18 protein-coding genes are annotated in these 20143 nt (G+C 73.8%); 9 read left to right on the top strand and 9 right to left on the bottom strand.

Going from position 1 to position 20143, the window contains the following annotated elements; genetic code table 11:
• Positions 1 to 73: 73 nt before the first annotated feature.
• The 4 genes from ACIRS1_RS14885 to ACIRS1_RS14870 all read right to left on the bottom strand — a co-directional run bounded on the left by ACIRS1_RS14885 (position 74) and on the right by ACIRS1_RS14870 (position 5156).
• Positions 74 to 1813 carry a serine/threonine-protein kinase gene (locus ACIRS1_RS14885; protein WP_402839466.1) on the bottom strand — a complete coding sequence of 580 codons (1740 nt, stop codon included), beginning with the start codon at positions 1811 to 1813 and terminating at the stop codon, positions 74 to 76.
• Between the two features lie 356 nt (positions 1814 to 2169).
• A complete protein-coding gene (locus ACIRS1_RS14880) occupies positions 2170 to 3261 on the bottom strand; it encodes a peptidoglycan-binding protein (protein WP_402839465.1) in 1092 nt (363 codons plus the stop codon).
• A 630-nt stretch (positions 3262 to 3891) separates the two neighbouring features.
• Positions 3892 to 4185 carry an ATP-binding protein gene (locus ACIRS1_RS14875; protein ID WP_402839463.1) on the bottom strand — a complete coding sequence of 98 codons (294 nt, stop codon included), beginning with the start codon at positions 4183 to 4185 and terminating at the stop codon, positions 3892 to 3894.
• A gap of 80 nt (positions 4186 to 4265) precedes the next feature.
• Positions 4266 to 5156 carry a LysR family transcriptional regulator gene (locus ACIRS1_RS14870; RefSeq protein WP_402839462.1) on the bottom strand — a complete coding sequence of 297 codons (891 nt, stop codon included), beginning with the start codon at positions 5154 to 5156 and terminating at the stop codon, positions 4266 to 4268.
• A gap of 155 nt (positions 5157 to 5311) precedes the next feature.
• Between ACIRS1_RS14870 and ACIRS1_RS14865 the strand changes: the two genes are divergently transcribed.
• Positions 5312 to 5695, top strand: a complete 384-nt coding sequence (locus ACIRS1_RS14865) for a VOC family protein (RefSeq protein WP_360218376.1) — start codon at positions 5312 to 5314, stop codon at positions 5693 to 5695.
• A 139-nt stretch (positions 5696 to 5834) separates the two neighbouring features.
• Here ACIRS1_RS14865 and ACIRS1_RS14860 read toward each other — a convergent pair whose 3' ends face one another.
• The gene (locus tag ACIRS1_RS14860; RefSeq protein WP_402839460.1) at positions 5835 to 6851 is read right to left on the bottom strand and encodes an NAD-dependent epimerase/dehydratase family protein; all 1017 of its coding nucleotides are present in this window, start codon (positions 6849 to 6851) and stop codon (positions 5835 to 5837) included.
• Between the two features lie 213 nt (positions 6852 to 7064).
• On the opposite strand from ACIRS1_RS14860, the gene ACIRS1_RS14855 reads away from it, so the two are divergent.
• Positions 7065 to 8081, top strand: coding sequence for a cytochrome c oxidase assembly protein (locus ACIRS1_RS14855; protein ID WP_360211500.1), 1017 nt, complete (start codon positions 7065 to 7067; stop codon positions 8079 to 8081).
• An 83-nt stretch (positions 8082 to 8164) separates the two neighbouring features.
• Positions 8165 to 8803: a YdcF family protein gene (locus tag ACIRS1_RS14850; protein ID WP_402839458.1), complete on the top strand. Its 639-nt coding sequence runs from the start codon at positions 8165 to 8167 to the stop codon at positions 8801 to 8803.
• Positions 8804 to 8900: 97 nt separating this feature from the next.
• Here the strand turns inward: ACIRS1_RS14850 and ACIRS1_RS14845 are convergent, their stop codons facing one another.
• From ACIRS1_RS14845 to ACIRS1_RS14835, 3 genes are all read right to left on the bottom strand, one after another.
• Positions 8901 to 11120 carry an NADP-dependent isocitrate dehydrogenase gene (locus ACIRS1_RS14845; RefSeq protein WP_402839456.1) on the bottom strand — a complete coding sequence of 740 codons (2220 nt, stop codon included), beginning with the start codon at positions 11118 to 11120 and terminating at the stop codon, positions 8901 to 8903.
• A 166-nt stretch (positions 11121 to 11286) separates the two neighbouring features.
• Positions 11287 to 11700 (bottom strand): DUF4180 domain-containing protein, encoded by a 414-nt coding sequence (locus ACIRS1_RS14840; protein ID WP_402839455.1) that lies wholly within the window; start codon positions 11698 to 11700, stop codon positions 11287 to 11289.
• On the bottom strand, positions 11693 to 12124 hold the full coding sequence (locus ACIRS1_RS14835) for a helix-turn-helix domain-containing protein (protein WP_402839453.1): 432 nt from the start codon (positions 12122 to 12124) through the stop codon (positions 11693 to 11695). Before ACIRS1_RS14835 ends, ACIRS1_RS14840 begins: the two co-directional genes overlap by 8 nt.
• Before the next feature lie 235 nt (positions 12125 to 12359).
• Between ACIRS1_RS14835 and ACIRS1_RS14830 the strand changes: the two genes are divergently transcribed.
• The 3 genes from ACIRS1_RS14830 (at position 12360) to ACIRS1_RS14820 (ending at position 15199) form a co-directional block, all read left to right on the top strand.
• Positions 12360 to 12680 (top strand): SAV_915 family protein, encoded by a 321-nt coding sequence (locus ACIRS1_RS14830; protein ID WP_402839451.1) that lies wholly within the window; start codon positions 12360 to 12362, stop codon positions 12678 to 12680.
• Positions 12677 to 12997 (top strand): hypothetical protein, encoded by a 321-nt coding sequence (locus ACIRS1_RS14825; protein ID WP_402839450.1) that lies wholly within the window; start codon positions 12677 to 12679, stop codon positions 12995 to 12997. Before ACIRS1_RS14830 ends, ACIRS1_RS14825 begins: the two co-directional genes overlap by 4 nt.
• Positions 12998 to 13537: 540 nt before the next feature.
• On the top strand, positions 13538 to 15199 hold the full coding sequence (locus ACIRS1_RS14820; protein WP_360211334.1) for an APC family permease: 1662 nt from the start codon (positions 13538 to 13540) through the stop codon (positions 15197 to 15199).
• A 137-nt stretch (positions 15200 to 15336) separates the two neighbouring features.
• Here the strand turns inward: ACIRS1_RS14820 and ACIRS1_RS14815 are convergent, their stop codons facing one another.
• Positions 15337 to 16962: an FAD-dependent oxidoreductase gene (locus ACIRS1_RS14815; RefSeq protein WP_402839449.1), complete on the bottom strand. Its 1626-nt coding sequence runs from the start codon at positions 16960 to 16962 to the stop codon at positions 15337 to 15339.
• Positions 16963 to 17266: 304 nt separating this feature from the next.
• On the opposite strand from ACIRS1_RS14815, the gene ACIRS1_RS14810 reads away from it, so the two are divergent.
• From ACIRS1_RS14810 to ACIRS1_RS14800, 3 genes are read left to right on the top strand one after another with little or no spacing between them, the layout of a single operon-like run.
• On the top strand, positions 17267 to 18433 hold the full coding sequence (locus ACIRS1_RS14810; protein ID WP_402839447.1) for a SchA/CurD-like domain-containing protein: 1167 nt from the start codon (positions 17267 to 17269) through the stop codon (positions 18431 to 18433).
• 30 nt (positions 18434 to 18463) lie between these two features.
• Complete coding sequence (locus ACIRS1_RS14805) at positions 18464 to 18889, top strand: cupin domain-containing protein (protein ID WP_360211340.1); 426 nt, start codon at positions 18464 to 18466, stop codon at positions 18887 to 18889.
• Positions 18886 to 20142 carry a beta-ketoacyl-[acyl-carrier-protein] synthase family protein gene (locus tag ACIRS1_RS14800; protein ID WP_360211342.1) on the top strand — a complete coding sequence of 419 codons (1257 nt, stop codon included), beginning with the start codon at positions 18886 to 18888 and terminating at the stop codon, positions 20140 to 20142. The genes ACIRS1_RS14805 and ACIRS1_RS14800 overlap by 4 nt, the downstream gene beginning before the upstream one ends.
• The last annotated feature ends 1 nt before the right edge of the window (position 20143 follow it).

Genomic DNA, 20143 nt, shown 5'->3' with positions numbered 1-20143 from the left:
ACCGTGACGGGCCCCGCCACCGCCGTCACGCCCGGCGGTCGACGGCCGGGCGCCGCGGCGGTGCGCGGCGCTCCTATCCCCATTGGACCCAGTAGGTGTGTGCGTCGTCGGCCGGGGTGTCCGCGGTGGAGGACGGCTCCGTCCAGCGGGCGCCGGTGACGGTGAGCCCGGCGGGGACGCTGACGGTCGCGGCCTGGTCGACCGACCGGCCGGCGGCGACCGTGCCCGGGTCGTGCGGGCGGCAGGTGGGTGACTCGACCTCCTGCCGCGCCCCGGGGCCGACGACGTGTGCGGTCGTGACGGTGCCGTCCGAGAGCACCCCTTCCATGAGGAGCGCCGGTCTGCCGTGGACGGTCTGGTGCTGCACACCGCCCAACAGGCCGCCGGTGAACGTCTCGCTCGTGTTGGCGTTCCAGGCCGCGACGCCGTCGGTCCGCAGTTGGGCGGGCATCTCCTCGGTGCCGAGGTTGGTCGTCGTGAAGCGGACGCAGTAGAGGGCGTCGCCGCCACCCGGCCCGGCCGGTCCCCCGACCGGAGCGATGGAGGTGACGGTGACGCCCAGGGTGGTTCGAACGGAGGAGGTGTGCCGCGGGTCGGAGCCGGTGTCGTAGATGAAGGGGATCCTGGCCGTCTCGCCCTGCGCCATGACGGTGCCGGAGGCCGTCTCGTCCTTGCGCAGCGGATGCACGTCGGCAGGAGGGTCGCGCCACCAGCGGTCACCGGTCAGGTAGTAGCCGCCGACCGCGACGGCGGCTACGGCCAGGACGGCGGAGGCGCCGGTCAGCACGGCCTTCCGCCGGCCGCGGCGCGGGCGGGGGGCGTCGGCCGGCGCGGCCGTGCCCGGCGCGGTGGCGGGCGCCGTGGGCGGCGGGGTCTCCGGGCCTCCGGGCGGCGGATCCCCGGGTGGCGGGTCGGCTGATGCCAGCCCGGCTTGTGCCGGACCGGGGGCGGTGGACTCGGACTCGGACTCGCTGCCGCGCGGGACCAGCAGCGCGAGCGCCGCCGCCGCGGTCGCAGGCCGGTCGGCCGGATCCTTCGCGAGCAGGTCCAGTACGAGCCGGTCGAGGTGCTCGGGGATCCCCGGGCGCTTCGTGCTCGGCGCGGCGGGCGACTGGCCGATGTGCTGGTAGAGCAGCGAGGCGACACCGGCGGTGGTGTCCACCCAGCCCGCGCCGGTGAGCAGTTCGTACAACACGCAGCCGAAGGAGTACAGGTCGGTGCGCTGGTCGGAGGGCCGTCCCTGGATCTGCTCCGGGGCCATGTACAGCGGTGTCCCCGCGATGCCGCCGGTCGAGGTGATCCGGGTGGCGTCGGCGAGCCGGGCGATGCCGAAGTCGCAGACCTTCAGCCGGCCGTTCGCCAGCAGGAAGAGGTTGGCGGGCTTGATGTCGCGGTGGGTCACGCCCTGCTCGTGAGCGGCGCCCAGCGCCTCCAGGATCTGCCGGCTGAACTCCCTCACCTGCTCGATCGGGACGCCGCCGGGGTGCTGGGCGACCACCGCGTGCAGATCGCGCCCCCGGAGCAGTTCCATGACCAGGAAGAGCAGGGTGCGGCCGTCCTCCTCGACGTGCTCGTCGATGTCGAACACCGTGGTGATGCCGGGGTGGTCGAGGTTGGCCGCGATCTCCGCCTCCCGGCGGAACCGGGCGACGGCGGCGCGATCGGTCGCGGCGGCCGGCGACAGCGTCTTCACCGCCACCGGGCGGTGCAGCCGCTCGTCCTGGCCTCGCCAGACCTCGCCCATGCCGCCGCGGCCCAGCGGCTCCTGGAGCAGGTACCGCCCGGCCAATCGCATGCCGCTCCGCACGATCATCCCCCGATGAACAGACCGTATGACTGATGGATGTTCACGTTTCGGAGGAGAGCATCTCACCCCCGACGCCGACACGGGCCATGACCGCCGTGACGGCGGCGGTGGGGACGGCGAGGGCGCACCGGCAGGCACTCGCGGCGGTGACGGGGCGACGTGCCGGAGGATGGTGGCCAGGAGGGTGCTCCGGTGGGGGTCGTGGCCGGGGCCCGGTCGTGGCCGCCGCCCGGTCCGAGCGGGCCCGGGCACGCGCCACGCCCGGCCGGGGATCCCCGGCCGGGCGTGGCGGCACACCGCTGGTCGACGGACGGCGGACCCGGCGCGGGTGGCGGTCGGTGCCACCCGCGCGTGGGGCTGGGTCAGGCGGTGACGTGGTACCAGTAGCCGCCGGTGCGCAGGGTGACGTAGTGGACGTCGGTGCCGGTCTCCTTGGCCTCGTACATCATGTCGGCGCCGGTGGCGGAGTCGGTGCCGGCGTAGAGGACGACGTGGGTGGTGTCGTGGGGGCCGGTGCCGAAGTACTCGACGTCGCCGGGGCGGCGCTGGGCCTCGGTGATCGGGGTGAGGTGCTTGTCGAGGGTCTGTTCGGTGGTGTCGCCGCCGTTGGCGAGGTCGATGCCGGCGCCGAACCAGAAGGCGGCCCGGACCAGGCCGGAGCAGTCCAGGCCGGCGGTGGTGTCGGCCGGGCAGGGGTGGATCGAGCCGGTGTAGCCGTCGCAGGTGCCCAGGGACGGGCCGGGGCCCTCGCCGCGCAGGGAGTGCCCGCCGCCCCACACGTACGGGACGCCCAGGTACGACTTGGCCGCGTTCAGCACCTTCGTCGCGTTGACCGGGCCGCTGGGCAGCGGGGCGGGGGTGCTGCTGTAGAGGGCGTTCTTGACGGCGGTGCCGACGATCCCGTCGATCACCAGGCCGTGCGAGGCCTGGAAGTTGCGCACGGCGGTGTCGGTGGCGGGCCCGAACCGCCCGTCCGCGACGAGGCGCCCGGCCTTGAAGGTGTTGAGCAGCGTCTGCAGGGTGGAGACGCACGGCCCGGAGGCGCCGGTCCGCAGGGTCCCGCACTGGGTGCGCAGGTCCACGGTGCCGGAGGCGGCGGTGGCGGCCGCGTCGAGCGCGGTCTTGGTGGCCGGGCCGACGATGCCGTCCGCGGTGAGGTCGTGGGCGCCCTGGAAGGCGCGGACGGCGGTGCCGGTGGCGGGGCCGAACTGGCCGTCGACGGTGAGGGCCGGGGTGGCGCCGGTGAGGTTGAGTTCGGTCTGCAGCTGGGTGACGCAGCCGTCGGCCTCGCCCTGCTGGATGTTGGCGGGGCAGGCGGAGGAGGTGAGCGGCAGCGGGGCGGGCGGGGTCGCGGCGGAGGCGACGGAGGCGGTGTACGCGCCGACGCCGGTCAGCGCGGCCGCCAGGGCCAGGCCGAGCGACAGCCGGCGCCGGGCAGGCAGGAAGGTGGTCACAGAAGGCTCTCCAAGTTCGTGATGTTTCGTCAGGGCAGCGGAGCAGCCCGCCCCCCGGCGCGCGATCGTCTCGACGGGCGGGCCTGGCGCCCTCCCCCTCGCTCCTTCTCCCGACCGGTGGCGGGCCGTCAGTCAGAGGTGGGAACGAGGGCGCCGGGGACGGTGACGACGGGGCGGGCCGCACCGGCGGCGACGACACCACGCTGGAACAGGTTCTCGGTCATGGAAGGTCCCCCCACAGGAGTTCGGATCGCCGGGGCCACCGGGGCAGGGGACCGCACGTGACGGGCGGCGGTCCCCGTTTCCCGACAGAAGCCATCCTCGACCGTGCCGGACCCGTCCCACCAGGGAAGCCCGTCCCTGGGACGTCCCGGGTCCGTCAGAGGGCGCCGACGGGTCCGGGGCCGGGCCCAGCGCCGGAACGGACGCGCGTCGGCGGCGGGAGGGCGGGCGAACGGCCGCGAGGGAAGCTCCGCTGCTCGCCGTCCGGCTGCCGATCAGCCGCTCGGGCTTCCGACCCCGTTCCCTGGCGTGGTGGTGACTGACCGTCAGGCTATCCGGGCGGTCGGATGCCGCCCGGGACGACACGGCGTGGACGGACCCGGCCGCGGCCACCGGGTTGCGGGGCGGCTACGGCACCCGGGTGCCCTTCGGCAGGTCGAGCTCCGCCCGGACCGCCTTCCCGAAGGCGGTCCGGCAGGCCCCCCACCGGCGGCACAGGACGTTGATCAGCTGCAGTCCGCGCCCGCCCTCGTCGCTCAGCGAGGCGTGCTGGATCTGCGGCAGGTCGGGGCCCCGGTCGGACACCTCGATCACCAGGCGGTCATGCCGGAGCAGCCGCAGCGGCCCGACCGCGCGACCGTGGCGCAGGGCGTTGCCGGCCATCTCGCCGACCACCAGGTCGGTCGGCTCCCATCCGGCCAACTGGTCCCGTACCAGGCGGCGAGCGGTGCCGGCGGACGAGGAGACGGGACCCGGCCGGTCGCACGGCGCGGCCGACCCGGTCAGCCGGTCCGGGCCGCGACGTCCGCCGCGGCCCGGACGAACTCCCGCACCCGGGCGGTGGTGTTGCTCTCCAGCCAGACCGGTCCGCGTTCGATCGGCGGCACGTCGCGGATCGGCACGTAGGCGATGTCGGGCCGGGGGTAGTAGCGGCGGGCGTGCTCGCCGACCGGCAGGACGCCCCGGCCCATCGCCACCAGGGTGAGCATCTCGGAGAGGGAGTCGCCGGAGGGCCCCTTCGGGACGGGCCGCCCGGACGGCGTGCGGTCCGGGGTGCGGTCCTGCTTGAAGGTCACCGAGGTCACGGCCGGGTACTGCACCACCGGGTGGTCCGCGAGCACCTCGATCGAGACCGACGCCTCGCCGGCCAGCGGGTGTCCGGCGGGCACCGCGAGCACCCGGCCCTCGGTGAGCAGCGCGGGCCCGCGCGCCATGCCGTCGAAGGGGTAGGAGGCGATGAGGACGTCGACGACACCGTCCAGCAGGCCCGAGCGGGAGTTGGAGAGGTGGGCCTCGCGGACCTCGACCCGGCAGTCGGGGTGGCGTTCGCCGAACAGGGCGACGACCTCCAGCAGCACCGGCGCCATCCACTCCCCGAGGAAGGCCACCCGCAGCTCGCCGGTGACCCCGCGGCTCGCGTCCACCGCCCGCCGGAGGGCCGCGTCCAGACCGGCCACCAGGGGTGCCAGGTCGTCGGCCAACTGCCGCCCCACGGAGGTGAGCCGGACGCTCCGGCTGGTCCGCTCGAACAGTGCTCCGCCGATCCGCTGCTCCAGCTTGGCGATCACCTGGCTGACCCGCCCGCTGGTGAGCCGCAGGCGTTCGGCCGTGCGGCCGAAGTGCAGTTCCTCGGCGAGCGCCAGGAAGATCTCGATCTCCAGCCGTTCCAGCACGTCCCCCCTCCTCCTCGCCCGATTGATTAATCGCGCTAATTGATCGTATGGCGATCGGCTCTTGATGCCCCCGACGCGGCACGGGATCGTGGAGCCCGTCACCCCGGCCGGGGATCACCGGCCCGGGACGGAACCCACCCACGGAGCTGTGCAGCATGCGCGTCAAGGCCTTCGACCACCTGGTCCTCAACGTCGGCGACGTCGAACGGTCCCTGGCCTTCTACACCGGCCCGCTCGGCCTGGAGCCGGTCCGGGTCGACGAGTGGCGCGCCGGGAAGGTGTCCTTCCCGTCCGTTCGGGTCGGCCCGGAGACGATCATCGATCTGGTCGACCGCGCCCGCGGCGGCTCCAACGTCGACCACTTCTGCCTCACCGTGGAACCGCTGGACTGGCAGGAGGTCATCGACGCGGGCACCCTCACCGTCCTCGAGGGCCCCGTCCCGCGCTACGGCGCGCGCGGCAGCGCGACCTCGGTCTACGTCCAGGACCCGGACGGCAACACCGTCGAGCTCCGCTGGTACCCGGAGGACGCCGACTAGCGCCCCGGGCCGGTCCGACGCCCCCGGCCGGGGGGGGGGGGGGGGGGCCCGCCCCGCGGGGGGGGGGGGGGCCCGCCCCCCCCCCCCCCCGGCCGGGGGCGAGGTCGTGACCGGGGACCCGCGCGCCCCGCGGGAGTCGTCAGACACGCGCCAGGGCCCGGCGGTACCAGGGCGCAGCCGCGGCGAGGCCCGCCAGCGGGCCCGGGCCGGGCGGGCAGGCGGCGAGGCGCCAGACGTCCTCGCTCCGGTACCAGTGGTCCCGGGCGATCAGCGCGAACTGGCGCTCGGAGACCCGGCCGGGAGCGGCGGCGAGCAGGCGGCGGCACTCCTCCCAGGAGGTGTCCGGGCCGTCCGCCGCGGGCAGCAGGCCGAGGCCGGCCAGGGCGTCGAGCAGGTCGCCAGCCCGGACCGGCTCGGGGTGGCTCGCGTGGTGCACGCCGGACGGGACGGCGTGGTCGTCGAGGGCGAGGACGGTGATCAGCCGGGCCAGGTCCTCGCGGTCCACCAGCGAGAGCCGGGCGCGCCCGCCCTCCCAGCGCCCCGGCACCCGGCGGACCAGCTCGGCCAGTGCGGGCACCACCCAGCGGTCGCCCGTGCCGGTCACCAGGCCGGGCCGCAGCACGACGGCGCCGGCCGCGAGCGCGTGCCGCTCGGCGAGCAGCCTGGTCCGGCTGGCCTCGGAGTGCGGGGCGGGCACCACCCCGTCGACCTCGACACCGTCGTGCGGCCCCACGCCGTAGACGGCGGCCGTGGAGAGGTGGACGATCCGGTGCACCCCGGCCCGCCCGGCCGCGGCGGTCACCGCCGCGGTGCCGCGCACGTTCACCGCCTCGCACTCCTCGGTGCCGCCGGAGACCCGGGAGGCCAGGTGGAGCAGCGCGTCGGCGCCCTCGCAGAGCGCGGTCAGGGCCGCGCCGTCCGCGAGGTCGCCCGGCACCCAGTCGGTGGCGCCCCGCTCGTCCGGCACCGTGCGGGCCAGCGCGCGCACCCGGACGCCCCGGGCGTCGAGGGCGGCGCGCACGGCGGAGCCGATGAAGCCCGTCGCCCCGGTCAGCGCGACCGTGGGCCGGGCCGCCCCGGCCCGCCCCGGCCGCTCCCCCGCCGGCGGTTCCGGTACGGACCGCCCGGACCCCGCCCGTTCCCGTCCAGCCGCCATGCGTCCGTCCTCCCCGTCGACCGTCCGGCCAGTCTAGCCAGCCGCCGGGCGGCCTCCCCGCGGCCTGCGCCGACCCGGACCAAGGGGGGCGGGGCACGGCCCGGGGTAAGGCCCACCTAGGCTGTATGCCAAGCAAAACGGGCGAACCGGACCCATTCCAGGGGCCGCGCGGACGGAAAGCAGGACCCGCCGATGGGCGACGGAATGTCAGGAATGCACCACCACGGCGGGATGACCCGACTAGGCCCCTTCAGCCTCTCCAACGTCTGGACCTGGTCCCCCGACTGGGTGTTCCTGCTGGCCGGCCTGGTCGCCCTGGCCCTGTACGCGGTGGCCGTGGTCCGCCTGCACCGGCGCGGCGACCGCTGGCCGGTCGGCCGGACGGTCGGCTGGGTGGCCGGCGTCGGGACCCTGCTCCTGGTCACCTGCACCGGGTTGAACGACTACGGCATGGTGCTGTTCAGCGCGCACATGATCCAGCACATGGTGCTGTCCATGCTGACGCCGATCCTGCTGCTGCTGGGCGCCCCGATCACGCTGGCCCTCCGTGCGCTGCGTCCGGCCGGCAAGGGCCGCCCGCGCGGCCCGCGCGAGCTGCTGGTGGCGCTGCTGCACAGCCGTTACGTCCGGGTGGTCTCGCACCCGGCGTTCACCATCCCGCTGTTCATCGCCAGCCTGTACGGGGTCTACTTCACCCCGCTGTTCGACTTCCTGATGCAGTACCGCGCCGGGCACATCTTCATGATGGTGCACTTCCTGCTCACCGGTCTGGCCTTCTTCTGGCCGATCATGGGCGTGGACCCGGGCCCGCACCGCCCGGGCCACGTGATGCGGATCATCGAGCTGTTCATGGGCATGCCGTTCCACGCCTTCTTCGGCGTGGCGGTGATGATGGCCGCCCATCCGCTGGTCACCACCTTCACCACGGAGGGCGCGCCGCCCGGGACGGACCTGCTGGAGGACCAGAAACTGGCCGGCGGGATCACCTGGGCCTTCGGCGAGATCCCGACCGCGATCGTGCTGATCGCGCTGGTGTACCAGTGGATGGGGTCGGAGCAGCGGCAGGCCCGTCGCCGGGACCGCGCCGAGGACCGCAGCGGCGACGCCGAGCTGGAGGCGTACAACGCCTACCTGGCCTCGCTGCACAAGCGCGACCGACGCCCGGCCGACGCCCCGGCCGCGCCGTCCTCGCCGGTCACGCCGTCCACCCCGGCGGCCGAGGCGGGCTGAGCACGCCCCCTCCTGCCCCCTGCTCGGCGGAACCCCCGTCTCCCGCGCGGAACGGGGGTTCCGCCGTACGCGTTCACCGGGGTATGCACGTCCTGCTGCCCACCGCCGCCCTGCTCGGCGGGTACGCCCTGGTCTGGGTGCTCGGCTTCGTCGGCCGGGCGCTCTGGCAGCGGCGCCGCCCCGCGCCGCTCGGCGCCGACTTCGTGGTCGTGCTCGGCGCCGCGCTGGACGGCTGCGAGCCCGCGCCGCCGCTCGCGGCCCGGCTGGACGGCGCACTGAAACGTTTCGCCGCCGAGGAGGCCGCCGGCCACACCCCCCTGTTGCTGGTCACCGGCGGGAAGGGCCGGCACGAGAACTGCACCGAGGCCGCGGCGATGGCCCGCCACCTGATCGCCCGGGGCGTCCCGGCCGGACGGATCCGCCGCGAGGAACGGGCCGTCAACACCACCGAGAACCTCCGCTTCAGCGCCGCCCTGATGGCCGCCGAGCGGCCCGGCTACCGGTGCACCGTCGTCACCAACGGCTTCCACACCGTCCGCGCCGCGCTCGCCGCCCGCCGGGCCGGCGCCCCCGCCCGGATGCTCGCCGCGGACGGCCTGCTCGCGCACGGCCCGTACGCGCTCCTGCGGGAGGCGGTCGGCACCGCGCTGGCCCACCCCCGGGCCAACGGCGCGGCCGTCCTGCTGCTGACCGGCACCGGGGCGGCCCTGGGCCTCGCCTAGGGGCGGCACAGGCCGGCGGCCCCGGACGCACGACACGGGCAGGCCCCCGGATCCACGAGGGATCCGGGGGCCTGCCCGCGGTTCAGCCCGAGCGGTCTCAGCCGAGGTTGCCGAGCGCCTCGTTGAAGGTCTTCGACGGGCGCATCACGGCCGCGGCCTTGGCCGGGTCCGGCTGGTAGTAGCCGCCGAGGTCGACCGGCGAGCCCTGGACGGCGATCAGCTCGTCGACGATGACCTGCTCCTGCTCGGTCAGCGCCTTGGCCAGGCCCTCGAACGCCTGGGCCAGCTCGGCGTCGGCGGTCTGCTTCGCCAGCTCCTGGGCCCAGAACAGCGCCAGGTAGAAGTGGCTGCCGCGGTTGTCGATGCCACCGAGGCGGCGGCTCGGCGACTTGTCCTCGTTGAGGAAGGTGCCGGTGGCGCGGTCCAGGGTGTCGGCCAGCACCTGGGCCCGGGCGTTGTCCGTGCTGGTGGCCAGGTGCTCGAAGCTGGCGGCCAGCGCGAAGAACTCGCCGAGGCTGTCCCAGCGCAGGTAGTTCTCCTTGACCAGCTGCTGGACGTGCTTCGGGGCGGAGCCGCCGGCGCCGGTCTCGAACAGGCCGCCGCCCGCCATCAGCGGGACGACCGACAGCATCTTGGCGCTGGTGCCCAGCTCCAGGATCGGGAACAGGTCGGTCAGGTAGTCGCGCAGCACGTTGCCGGTCACCGAGATGGTGTTCTCGCCGCGGCGGATGCGCTCCAGCGAGAACGTGGTGGCCTCGACCGGGGACTTGATCTCGATCTGCAGGCCGGTGGTGTCGTGCTCCGGCAGGTAGGTCTTGACCTTCTCGATCAGGACGGCGTCGTGGGCGCGGGTCTCGTCCAGCCAGAACACCGCCGGGTCGCCGGTGGCGCGGGCGCGGGTGACGGCCAGCTTGACCCAGTCCTGGATCGGCAGGTCCTTGGTCTGGCAGGCGCGGAAGATGTCGCCCGGCTGGACGGCCTGCTCCAGCACCACGTCGCCCGCGGTGTCGACCAGGCGGACGGTGCCCGCCGTGGCGATCTCGAAGGTCTTGTCGTGGCTGCCGTACTCCTCGGCCTTCTGGGCCATCAGACCGACGTTCGGCACCGAGCCGATGGTCGCCGGGTCCAGGGCACCGTGGGCGCGGCAGTCGTCGATGACGGCCTGGTACACGCCGGCGTAGCTGCTGTCGGGCAGCACGGCGAGGGTGTCGGCCTCCTGGCCGTCCGGGCCCCACATGTGGCCGGAGGTGCGGATCATGGCCGGCATCGAGGCGTCGACGATGACGTCGCTCGGGACGTGCAGGTTGGTGATGCCCTTGTCCGAGTCGACCATCGCGAGGGCCGGGCCCTCGGCGAGCTCGGCCTCGAAGGAGGCCTTGATCGCGGCGCCGTCGGCCAGCGCGTCGAGGCCGGCGAGGATGCCGCCGAGACCGTTGTTCGGGTTCAGGCCGGCGGCCGTCAGCGCCTCGCCGTACTGGGCGAAGGTCTTCGGGAAGAAGGCGCGCACGACGTGGCCGAAGACGATCGGGTCGGAGACCTTCATCATGGTGGCCTTGAGGTGCACCGAGAACAGCACGCCCTCGGCCTTGGCCCGGGCGACCTGGGCGGCCAGGAACTCGTTCAGGGCGGCGGCGCGCATCACCGAGGCGTCGACGACCTCGCCGGCGAGCACCGGGACCTTCTCGCGCAGCACGGTGGTGGTGCCGTCCTCGCCGACCAGCTCGATGCGCAGCGCACCGTCGGCGGCGATCACGGTGGACTTCTCGGTGGAGCGGAAGTCGTTCTCGCCCATGGTGGCGACGTTGGTCTTGGACTCGGAGGTCCAGGCGCCCATGCGGTGCGGGTGGGTCTTGGCGTAGTTCTTCACCGAGCCCGGGGCGCGGCGGTCCGAGTTGCCCTCGCGCAGGACGGGGTTGACGGCGCTGCCCTTGACCTTGTCGTAGCGGGCGCGGACGTCCTTGTCCTCGTCGGTCCGCGGGTCGTCCGGGTAGTCCGGCAGGGCGTAGCCCTGGGCCTGCAGCTCGGCGATGGCGGCCTTCAGCTGCGGCACGGAGGCCGAGATGTTCGGCAGCTTGATGATGTTGGCGGCCGGGGTCTTGGCCAGCTCGCCCAGCTCGGCGAGGGCGTCCCCGATCTGCTGGCCCTCGGCCAGACGCTCCGGGAAGCTCGCGATGATCCGCCCGGCCAGGGAGATGTCGCGGGTCTCCACGCGCACACCCGCGGTCGAGGCGTACGCCTGGACCACCGGCAGGAACGAGTAGGTCGCCAGGGCCGGAGCCTCGTCGGTGTGCGTATAGATGATGGTCGAGTCAGTCATCGGTACTCCGCTTCACGTCTCCAACGTCTTGACGTCAAGATATCTCGTCACGGGCCCCTCGCTCCACCTCCCCCCGCCCCGGAGCGCGCGCCGGGCGCCCCGGGGGGCGCGGCGACGGTCAGTCCCACCGTGGTCCCCGAGCGGGCCCGGGGCAAGCGGAGGGCGGTCAGACCTCGGCGAACCTGGCCTCGAGCGCGGCCTCGTCGGCCAGGAACCAGAGCTGGTCGCCGCGGTTGCTCTCCCGGACGAAGTCGCGCAGCGCGTCGCTCGCGGCGACGTGGGCGGCGATGTCGCCGAGCACGACCAGGCCGACCCGGTAGTTGACGAACTTCTGCACGATGCCGCCGGCGACCCGGGTGCGCAGCGCGAAGAAGTCGGGGTGCAGGCGGGCCGCGGGGACGACCACCCAGGTGGCGCCGCGGCCGAAGGCGTCGCCGATCACGTCCAGGGCGTCCTGCTCCCCGCGGATCGGCGCCCCCTCCGCGGGCAGGCGCAGGACGGTCCCGTCGCTGAGCGGGGACGCCGCCGGGCGGTCCCCCCGCCCCGGCTGTACGGGCTGCTGCACGGACTGCTCAGACATGGCTGTTCTCCCTGGTCAACGAGTCGATGATGGCGAGCAGCGCGGCGGTGTCGGCCGGGTCCCCGAGCACGACCACCCGCAGGGTCTCGCGCTCGGCGTCGTGGACGGTCTCGACGTGCAGCGGGCGGCCGCCGTCGCGCGGTCCGGCGATCGCGGCGAGCACGGTGGTGGTCAGCCGGTCCGCGGCGAGCCGCCCGACGCCCTCGATCCGGATGACGGCGGACACCTCCGCCCGCGGCGCGGCGGCGGTGTCGGCCCGCCCGGCAGGGGCGCCGGTGAGGGCCTCCAGGTCGGCGCGGGCGATCCGGTACTGCTTGCCGATCCTGGTCGCGGCGAGCCGGCCGTCGCGGATGTAGCCGCGGACGGTCCGGACGTGCAGGCCGAGCAGTTCGGCCACCTGTTCCACGGAGTAGTACTGCGCCACCTGCGGCCATCCTCTCGAACTTCCCTATCATCACGCAAACTACCATCCGATGGGGATGTTTACGGAAGTATGTGGAGTGGCGTAGTCCACTCGGGTGAGCCGACCGTCAGGACTGCGTCAAGGCACCACCCCATTCGGTCAACGCCGCGTCAGGACCGGCGACGCCCGGCGAAACCCGGCCTAGCGTCGAAGCAGCAGTTCCGGCAGGCCCACCACTCCACCCGGGAGCACCCGCATGGCCCGCGTCGTCTGGCACGTACCGGTCACCGTCTCCGGCACCGGCGGCACCACCGCCCTCCGCCTCTTCCGCCTGCGCGACGGCCGCCGCTGCGCCGTCGGCTTCTCCTCCCCCGAGGCCCTCGCCGCCCTCCTCGGACCGGCCCAGCCGTACACCGAGCTCGCCGAGCCCGCGCTGCGCGACCTCGTCGCCCCGCTCGGCGTGGACACCCTCGTCCTCGACCCGCGCCTGGTCGCCCCGCCCGTCGCCACACCACCCGTCGCCGCCCCGGCCGGACCGCCGGCCACCGCCCCGACCGCACAGCTCCAGCACCGGTGACCGCCCTCCACCTGGTCACCGGAAGCCCGGAGCAGGAGCGGCCGGAGCCAACCCGGACGCTGCACGCGCTCGCCCGGGTCAGCCACGGGCCCGTCCCGCTCGACTTCGACGCCCTGGCGGCGGAGCACCCGGCCGTCCGGGGCGGCCTCGCCCTCGCCGGCGACGCCGACCTGGAGCTCCGACTGGCCTGCACCGGGCCGGAGGAGTTACGGGAGGTGGCCGCCGCGCTGCAGCGCGCCGGCGCCGCGAAGGTCCGGATCGACCTGGTGCTGCGCACCCTCGCCCCGGCCCCGGTGGTCCTGCGGCCGGTCCCGTAAGAGGTGTCTCGCGGATCAGGGCCCCGGCAGTGATCCAGACACCTCGTAGCACCGGCGGCCCGCCGGAGCCACGTGACGCACGACACGCGCCCGAGTCGCGGCTCCGGGGCCGCCGAGCGGCCGGCGACCCTCCGGAAGGCGGCCCGGGCGCGCCCCGGGGCGGCACGAGCGCGGCCCGTTCCACACCGCCCCGGGGAGCGGCCGGCGGCCCTTCGGTGAGCCCGTACATCTCGCCAAGAAGCAAGCAGCGAGGGGCAATTGGCGCATCGCTATGCGGCGATCACCATTTCCATGTATCGCCCGAGGCGTCCATATTGCCGCCTCGGGGGCCGATGCTCAATTCACGCTCAAATACTGAACCTACTCACCAGTCACGTAACACACACATGAACAGATAGCCCCCTACCTGCAGGGATATCCGGCAAAGTAAGTAAACATTCAGTAATGAAATCTGTGCAGAGGTCTATGAATAGCCCTACTGTGTGGCAACTCTCCGCGCTCCGTCGTCTGCCGGAGCCCCCACACACAGAGAGATCGCCCATGGCTTCCCTCAACCAGATCTCGCCGCCCGGACAGAGCACCGGCACCGAGTCCGGCACCTCCAACCGGTCGCTCAAGCGCCACGTCGGGCTCATCGGCCTCATGTGGGCCTCGGTCGGCTCGATCATCGGCTCCGGCTGGCTGTTCGGCGCGAAGAACGCCGTCGTCGCCGCCGGGCCTGCGGCCCTCCTCTCCTGGGGCATCGGCGCAGTCGCGATCGTGCTGCTGGCCTTCGTGCACGCCGAGCTCGGCGGGATGTTCCCGGTCGCCGGTGGCACCGCGCGGTACCCGCACTACGCGTTCGGCGGCCTCGCCGGCATGTCCTTCGGCTGGTTCTCCTGGCTCCAGGCCGCCACCGTCGCCCCGATCGAGGTCGAGGCGATGATCGGCTACGCGGGCCACTGGGAGTTCGCCAAGAGCTTCCTCAACGAGAACGGCACCCTCACCACCAGCGGGTTCATCGTCGCGGTGCTCCTGATGGGCGTGTTCGTCGCCGTCAACTTCCTCGGTGTGCGGGTCCTCGCGGCCACCAACTCGATCGCGACCTGGCTCAAGATCGGCGTCCCGCTGCTCACGATCCTGGCGCTGTCGATCACCAACTTCCACTCGTCCAACTTCACCTCGCACGGCTTCGCGCCGTTCGGTGCCAAGGGCGTGCTCGCCGCGATCAGCTCCAGCGGCATCATCTTCGCGCTGCTCGGCTTCGAGCAGGCCATCCAGATCTCCGGTGAGAGCCGCAACCCCAAGCGCGACATCCCCCGCGCCGTGCTCGGCTCCGTCGCCATCGGCACCCTGATCTACGTCCTGCTGCAGGTCGCCTTCATCGGCTCGCTGCCGCTCAGCTCCTTCGCCAACGGCTGGGACAAGCTCGACTTCCCCGGCATCGAGGGCCCGTTCGCCGGTCTCGCCACCCTGGTCGGCCTCGGCTGGCTCTCCTGGGTGCTGTACTTCGACGCCATCGTCTCCCCCGGCGGCACCGGCCTGATCTACACCACCTCCACCTCGCGCATCTCCTACGGCCTGAGCAAGAACGGCTACGCGCCGCAGAAGTTCGAGCAGCTGGACAAGAACGGCGTGCCGTGGTTCGGCCTGATCATGTCCTTCATCACCGGCGTGATCTGCTTCCTGCCCTTCCCGAGCTGGCAGGAGCTGGTCGGCTTCATCACCTCCGCCAGCGTGCTGATGTACGCCGGTGCCCCGCTCGCCTTCGGAGCCCTGCGCCGCCGGCTGCCCGACCACGAGCGCTCGTACCGGCTGCCGCTCGGCGGGATCATCTCCCCGGCCGCCTTCGTGGTCTCCAGCCTCATCATCTACTGGTCCGGCTGGCACACCCTGTCCCGTCTGGGCATGGCGATCGTCCTCGGCTACCTCCTGCTCGGCGGCTACGCGGCCTACGCGATCCGCAGGGGCCTGCCGAACGCGCCGCGGCTCAGCTGGAAGTCCGCCCAGTGGCTGCCCGTCTACCTGCTGGGCCTGGGCCTGATCTCCTGGCAGGGCGGCTTCGGTGACGGCACCGGCCGGATCCCGATGTGGTGGGACATGGGCCTGGTCGCGGTGTTCGCCCTCGGCATCTACTTCTGGGCGATCCGCGTCGCCCTGCCGGCCGAGGACATCCAGCGCGAGGTCGCCGACGTCGAGGTGGTCGACGCGGGCGGTCACTGACCCCACTGACACACCCCGAAACCCCAGGACGGGCCCGCCGGTCACACGACCGGCGGGCCCGTCCCGCGTCGTCTGCAGGGTCCGGCCCCGCGCGGCCGGTCCCGGCGGTCCGAGCCCGGGACCGGCCGGACGGCCCGCTACAGGTCGAGCACCGCGCGCAGGGCCGCCGCGACCTCGGCCTCCGGGTCCTCGGCCGGGCCCGTCGAGCGCCAGGCCACGAAGCCGTCCGGGCGGACCAGCAGCGCGCCGTCCGAGCCGATGCCGTGCAGCCCGGCGAAGTCCCCGCCCGGCTCCGGCGCGAGGTCGTCCTCCGGTCCGTCGCCGATCCGGTAGGCCTCCAGCGGCACGACCAGCCGGTCCGCCGCCCGCCGCGCACCGGAACGCCAGGCCCCGCCGTCCGGGCCGGTCAGCAGGACCATCGACTGCTCGTAGAGGTCCAGCGTCGACAGCCGCACGCCCGCCCGCAGCAGCCACTGGTGCGGGGCCCGGCTGCCGGGCTCCCCGGCCACCTCGAACTGCTCGGGGACGACCGGGCCCGCCTGGTCCGTGCCGGTCACCGCGCCCGCCGGGTAGCGGTAGCCGAGCGCCACCGCCAGCACCCCGGCCTGGCGCCCGACGCCCGGGACGACCGCGTACCCGGGGTGGCTGTGCTCGGCCGAACGGGCCGAGGCCCGCTCGCCGGTCACCTGCGCGACCGGCCGGCGCTCCTGCCCGTACGTCTCCAGCAGGCCCGGGCCCGCCCAGCCGGACAACACCGCGGCGAGCTTCCAGGCCAGGTTGTGCGCGTCCTGGATGCCGGTGTTGGAGCCGAACGCGCCGGTCGGCGACATCTCGTGCGCGGAGTCCCCGGCGAGGAAGACCCGCCCGTCGCCGTAGCGGTCGGCCACCCGTTCGGCGGCGTGCCAGGGCGCCCGGCCGGTCACCTCGACGTCGAGGTCGGGCAGGCCGACGGCGGTGCGGATGTGCCGCTCGCAGCGCTCGTCGGTGAAGGCCTCCAGCGGCTCGCCGTGCTCGGGGTGCCAGGGCGCGTGGAAGACCCACTCCTCCTGGTTGTCCACCGGCAGCAGCGCACCGTCCGCCTCCGGGTTGGTCAGGTAGCAGGCGATGAAGTGCCGGTCGCCGACCACGTCGGCCAGCCGCTTGGCGCGGAAGGTGATGCTGACGTTGTGGAACAGCTCGCCCTTGCCGCTCTGCCCGATGCCCAGCCGCTCGCGGGCCGGGCTGCGCGGGCCGTCCGCCGCGACGAGGTACTCCGAGCGCACCACGCGCTCCTCGCCGGTCTCCCGGCTGCGCAGCACCGAGGTGACGCCCTCGGCGTCCTGCTCGAAGGAGAGCAGCTCGGTGCTGAAGCGGACGTCCCCGCCGAGGCCGCGGGCGGCCCGCAGCAGCACCGGCTCCAGGTCGTTCTGGCTGCACAGGCACCACGAGCTGGGGCTGAACCGGGCGAGCCGCCCGCCCGGGTCGATCTCCCGGAACAGCCACTCCTGCTCGTCGCCGGTCAGCGAGGGCGCCTGCAGGATGCCGTGGTTCGGCGCGAGCACCGAGGCCGCCTCCCGGATCGCCGGCTCGATCCCGGCCACCCGGTAGAGCTCCATCGTCCGGACGTTGTTGCCTCGGCCACGCGGGTGATGCGAGGTGTCGGCGTGCTTCTCGACCAGCAGGTGTCTGACACCCAGTCGGCCGAGGAAGAGCGAGGCCGACAGGCCGACCAGCGACCCGCCCACGATCAGGACCGGCACCCGGTCGTCAACCTTCGGATTCATCAATTGCTCCGCCCTGTACGGGGATTCCGCGGACCGGCGAATGGGCTCGGCGCCGCCGTCGACGGGGCCCGCACGGCCGGGGGCCCCGCTCTTCCATCCCCCGTCGCGGGGCCCTTGTGCCGCCCCTTCGCTCGGATGGCCCGCAAATCTCGCGCCCCCCGGGTACGCCGCTCACGATCGAGCTCAGGCCTGGCGCCGACCGCGCGGGCCGATCGCCCACACACCGCCCTCCCCAGGCCGGGAGCACCCGCCGGACGCGGCCCGCCACGGCCCGCAGCGTGCGGCCCAGAGCAGAAAGTGGATCATGACAACTCTGTCCGAACCTCAGAGCGAGCAGCACTCCGAGTCCGACACCCGGCTCCGGGTGGTGCTGATGCTGGAGATCCAGGACGGCGCCCAGCAGCGCTTCCTCGACGTCTACGAGCAGCTGCGCCACCAGGTGGCCTCGGTGCCCGGCCATGTCAGCGACCAGCTGTGCCAGTCGATCAACGACCCCCGCCAGTGGCTGATCACCAGCGAGTGGGAGGACCAGGAGACCTTCCTGCAGTGGGTGGACAGCCCGGCCCACCGCGAGATGGTCAAACCGATGCACGGCTGCGTCAGCGACAACTTCCGCTCGCTGCGCTACGCCATCCTGCGCGAGACCTCGGGCGGGACCTCCACCGGCACCCGGGCCCCGATGGAGGTCCCGCCCGGCCTGCCGCGCAGCGAGCCCGCCGCGCACGTCGGCCCGCCGAAGGCCGAGCCCGGCCCCGACGGCGTCGTCCGGCACGCGCTCACGTTCACCGTGAAGCCCGGAAGCGAGCCCGAGGTCGCCCGGATCCTGTCCGGCTACGCCTCCCCGCGGGCCGAGGTGGACGAGCACACCCGGCTGCGCCGCACCTCGCTGTTCATGCACGGCAACCGCGTGGTCCGGGCCGTCGAGGTGATCGGCAGCCTCGGCGACGCGCTGCGCCACGTGGCCATGCAGCCCGAGGTGCGGGCCGTCGAGGAGGCGATCAACCCGTACCTGGAGGAGCACCGCCAGCTGGGCGACCCGCAGGCCGCGCGCGCCTTCTTCGCCCGGGCCGCACTGCCCGCCAAGCACCAGGCCATCGCCAGCTCCCCCGCCGCCGCCCGGCTGCACCGGCACGCGGTGCTGTACCCCGTCCGGCCCGGCCAGGGGCGGGCCGTCGCCGAACTGCTCGCCGAGCACGACAACCTGGCCACCGCCGACCCCACCGGCCCGGTCGCCGCGGGCACCGTCTTCCAGCGGGAGGACGTCGTGGTGCGCCTGGTCGACCTGCGGGTCCCCGCCGAGGCCGACCCGGCGGCGGCCCTGGGCGTGGCCGGCGACCAGGAGGCCGCCGAGCTCTCCCGTCTGCTCGACCTCGGCCCGCAGGGTGACCTGCGCACCGTCGCCGGACTCTCCGCGGTGCTCGCCGCCCGCGCCATGAACCCGGTCACCGACCGGAGCTCCCAGAACAGCTGACGTTCCGTCATTCACTTCGGAGGCAACACCATGACTACGCAGTACCCACGGATCGTCAACGTCGACGAGGCGCCGGAGAACCGTCGGCGCGGCGGCGACCTGCGCGCCATGCTCACCCCGACCACCTGCGGGGCGACCAGCGGGTTCATGGGCCTGGCGATCGTCCAGCCCGGCGAACGGATCGGCGAGCACTACCACCCGTACTCCGAGGAGTTCGTGTTCGTGGTCTGCGGCGACCTGGAGGTGGACCTGGACGGCGAGACCCGCGTGATCAAGCCCAACCAGGGCCTGATGATCCCGATCAACATGCGCCACCGGTTCCGCAACGTCGGCGACACCGAGGCCAGGATGGTCTTCCACCTCGGCCCGCTCGCCCCGCGCCCCGAACTCGGCCACGTCGACACCGAGGAGACCGCCGCCTCCGGCCCGCCGGAACACGCCAAGGTGGCCTCGTGACGCGGCGCGTCGCCGTCACCGGGATCGGTGTGGTCGCACCCGGCGGTGTCGGGGTCCCGGCCTTCTGGGACCTCCTCACCGCCGGACGCACCGCCACCCGGGGCATCACCCTCTTCGACCCCACCGGGTTCCGCTCCCGGATCGCCGCCGAGTGCGACTTCGACCCGGCGGCACACGGGCTGGGCCCCGACGAGGTCCAACGGGCCGACCGCTACGTGCAGTTCGCGATGGTCGCGGCGGACGAGGCGATCGCCGACGCGGGCCTGGACCTGGCCGCCGAGGACCCGTGGCGGATCGCCGTCTCGCTCGGCACCGCCGTCGGCGGCACCACCCGGCTGGAGCACGACTACGCCCTGGTCAGCGCCGGCGGCGCCCGCTGGGACGTCGACCACCGCCGGGCCGAACCGCAGCTGCACCGGGCCTTCGCGCCCAGCACGCTGGCCTCCGCGGTCGCCGAACGGACCGGCGCGCACGGGCCGGTGCAGACCGTCTCGACGGGCTGCACCTCCGGCCTCGACGCGATCGGCTACGGCTTCCAGGCCGTCGAGGAGGGGCGCGCCGACATCTGCATCGCCGGCGCCTCCGACTCCCCGATCTCACCGATCACCGTCGCCTGCTTCGACGCCATCAAGGCCACCAGCGAGCGCAACGACGACCCGGCGCACGCCTCCCGCCCCTTCGACGCCCACCGGGACGGCTTCGTCCTCGGCGAGGGCGGCGCCGTCCTGGTGCTGGAGGAGCTGGAGCACGCCCGCCGCCGCGGCGCCCGGATCTACGGCGAGGTCGGCGGCTTCGCCACCTTCGGCAACGCCTACCACATGACCGGCCTCACCCAGGAGGGGCTGGAGATGTCCCGGGCGATCGACGACGCGCTCGCCCACGCCCGGGTCGACCGCACCGACGTCGACTACGTCAACGCGCACGGCTCGGGCACCAAGCAGAACGACCGGCACGAGACCGCCGCCGTGAAGCGCTCGCTCGGGGCGCACGCCTTCGGCACCCCGATGAGCTCGATCAAGTCGATGGTCGGGCACTCGCTCGGCGCGATCGGCGCCATCGAGGTGGTCGCCTGCACGCTGGCGCTGGCCCACGGCGTGGTCCCGCCGACGGCCAACTACGAGACGCCGGACCCGGAGTGCGACCTCGACTACGTGCCGCGCACCGCGCGTGAGCTGCCGCTGAGCCACATCCTCTCGGTCGGCAGCGGATTCGGCGGATTCCAGTCCGCCGTCGTGCTCAACAGAACGGGGTGAG

It is taken from the genome of Kitasatospora sp. NPDC101176, from assembly GCF_044768035.1.
In the GTDB taxonomy this organism is placed as follows: Bacteria; Actinomycetota; Actinomycetes; order Streptomycetales; family Streptomycetaceae; genus Kitasatospora.
This window is presented reverse-complemented; position numbering and strand designations above follow the sequence as displayed.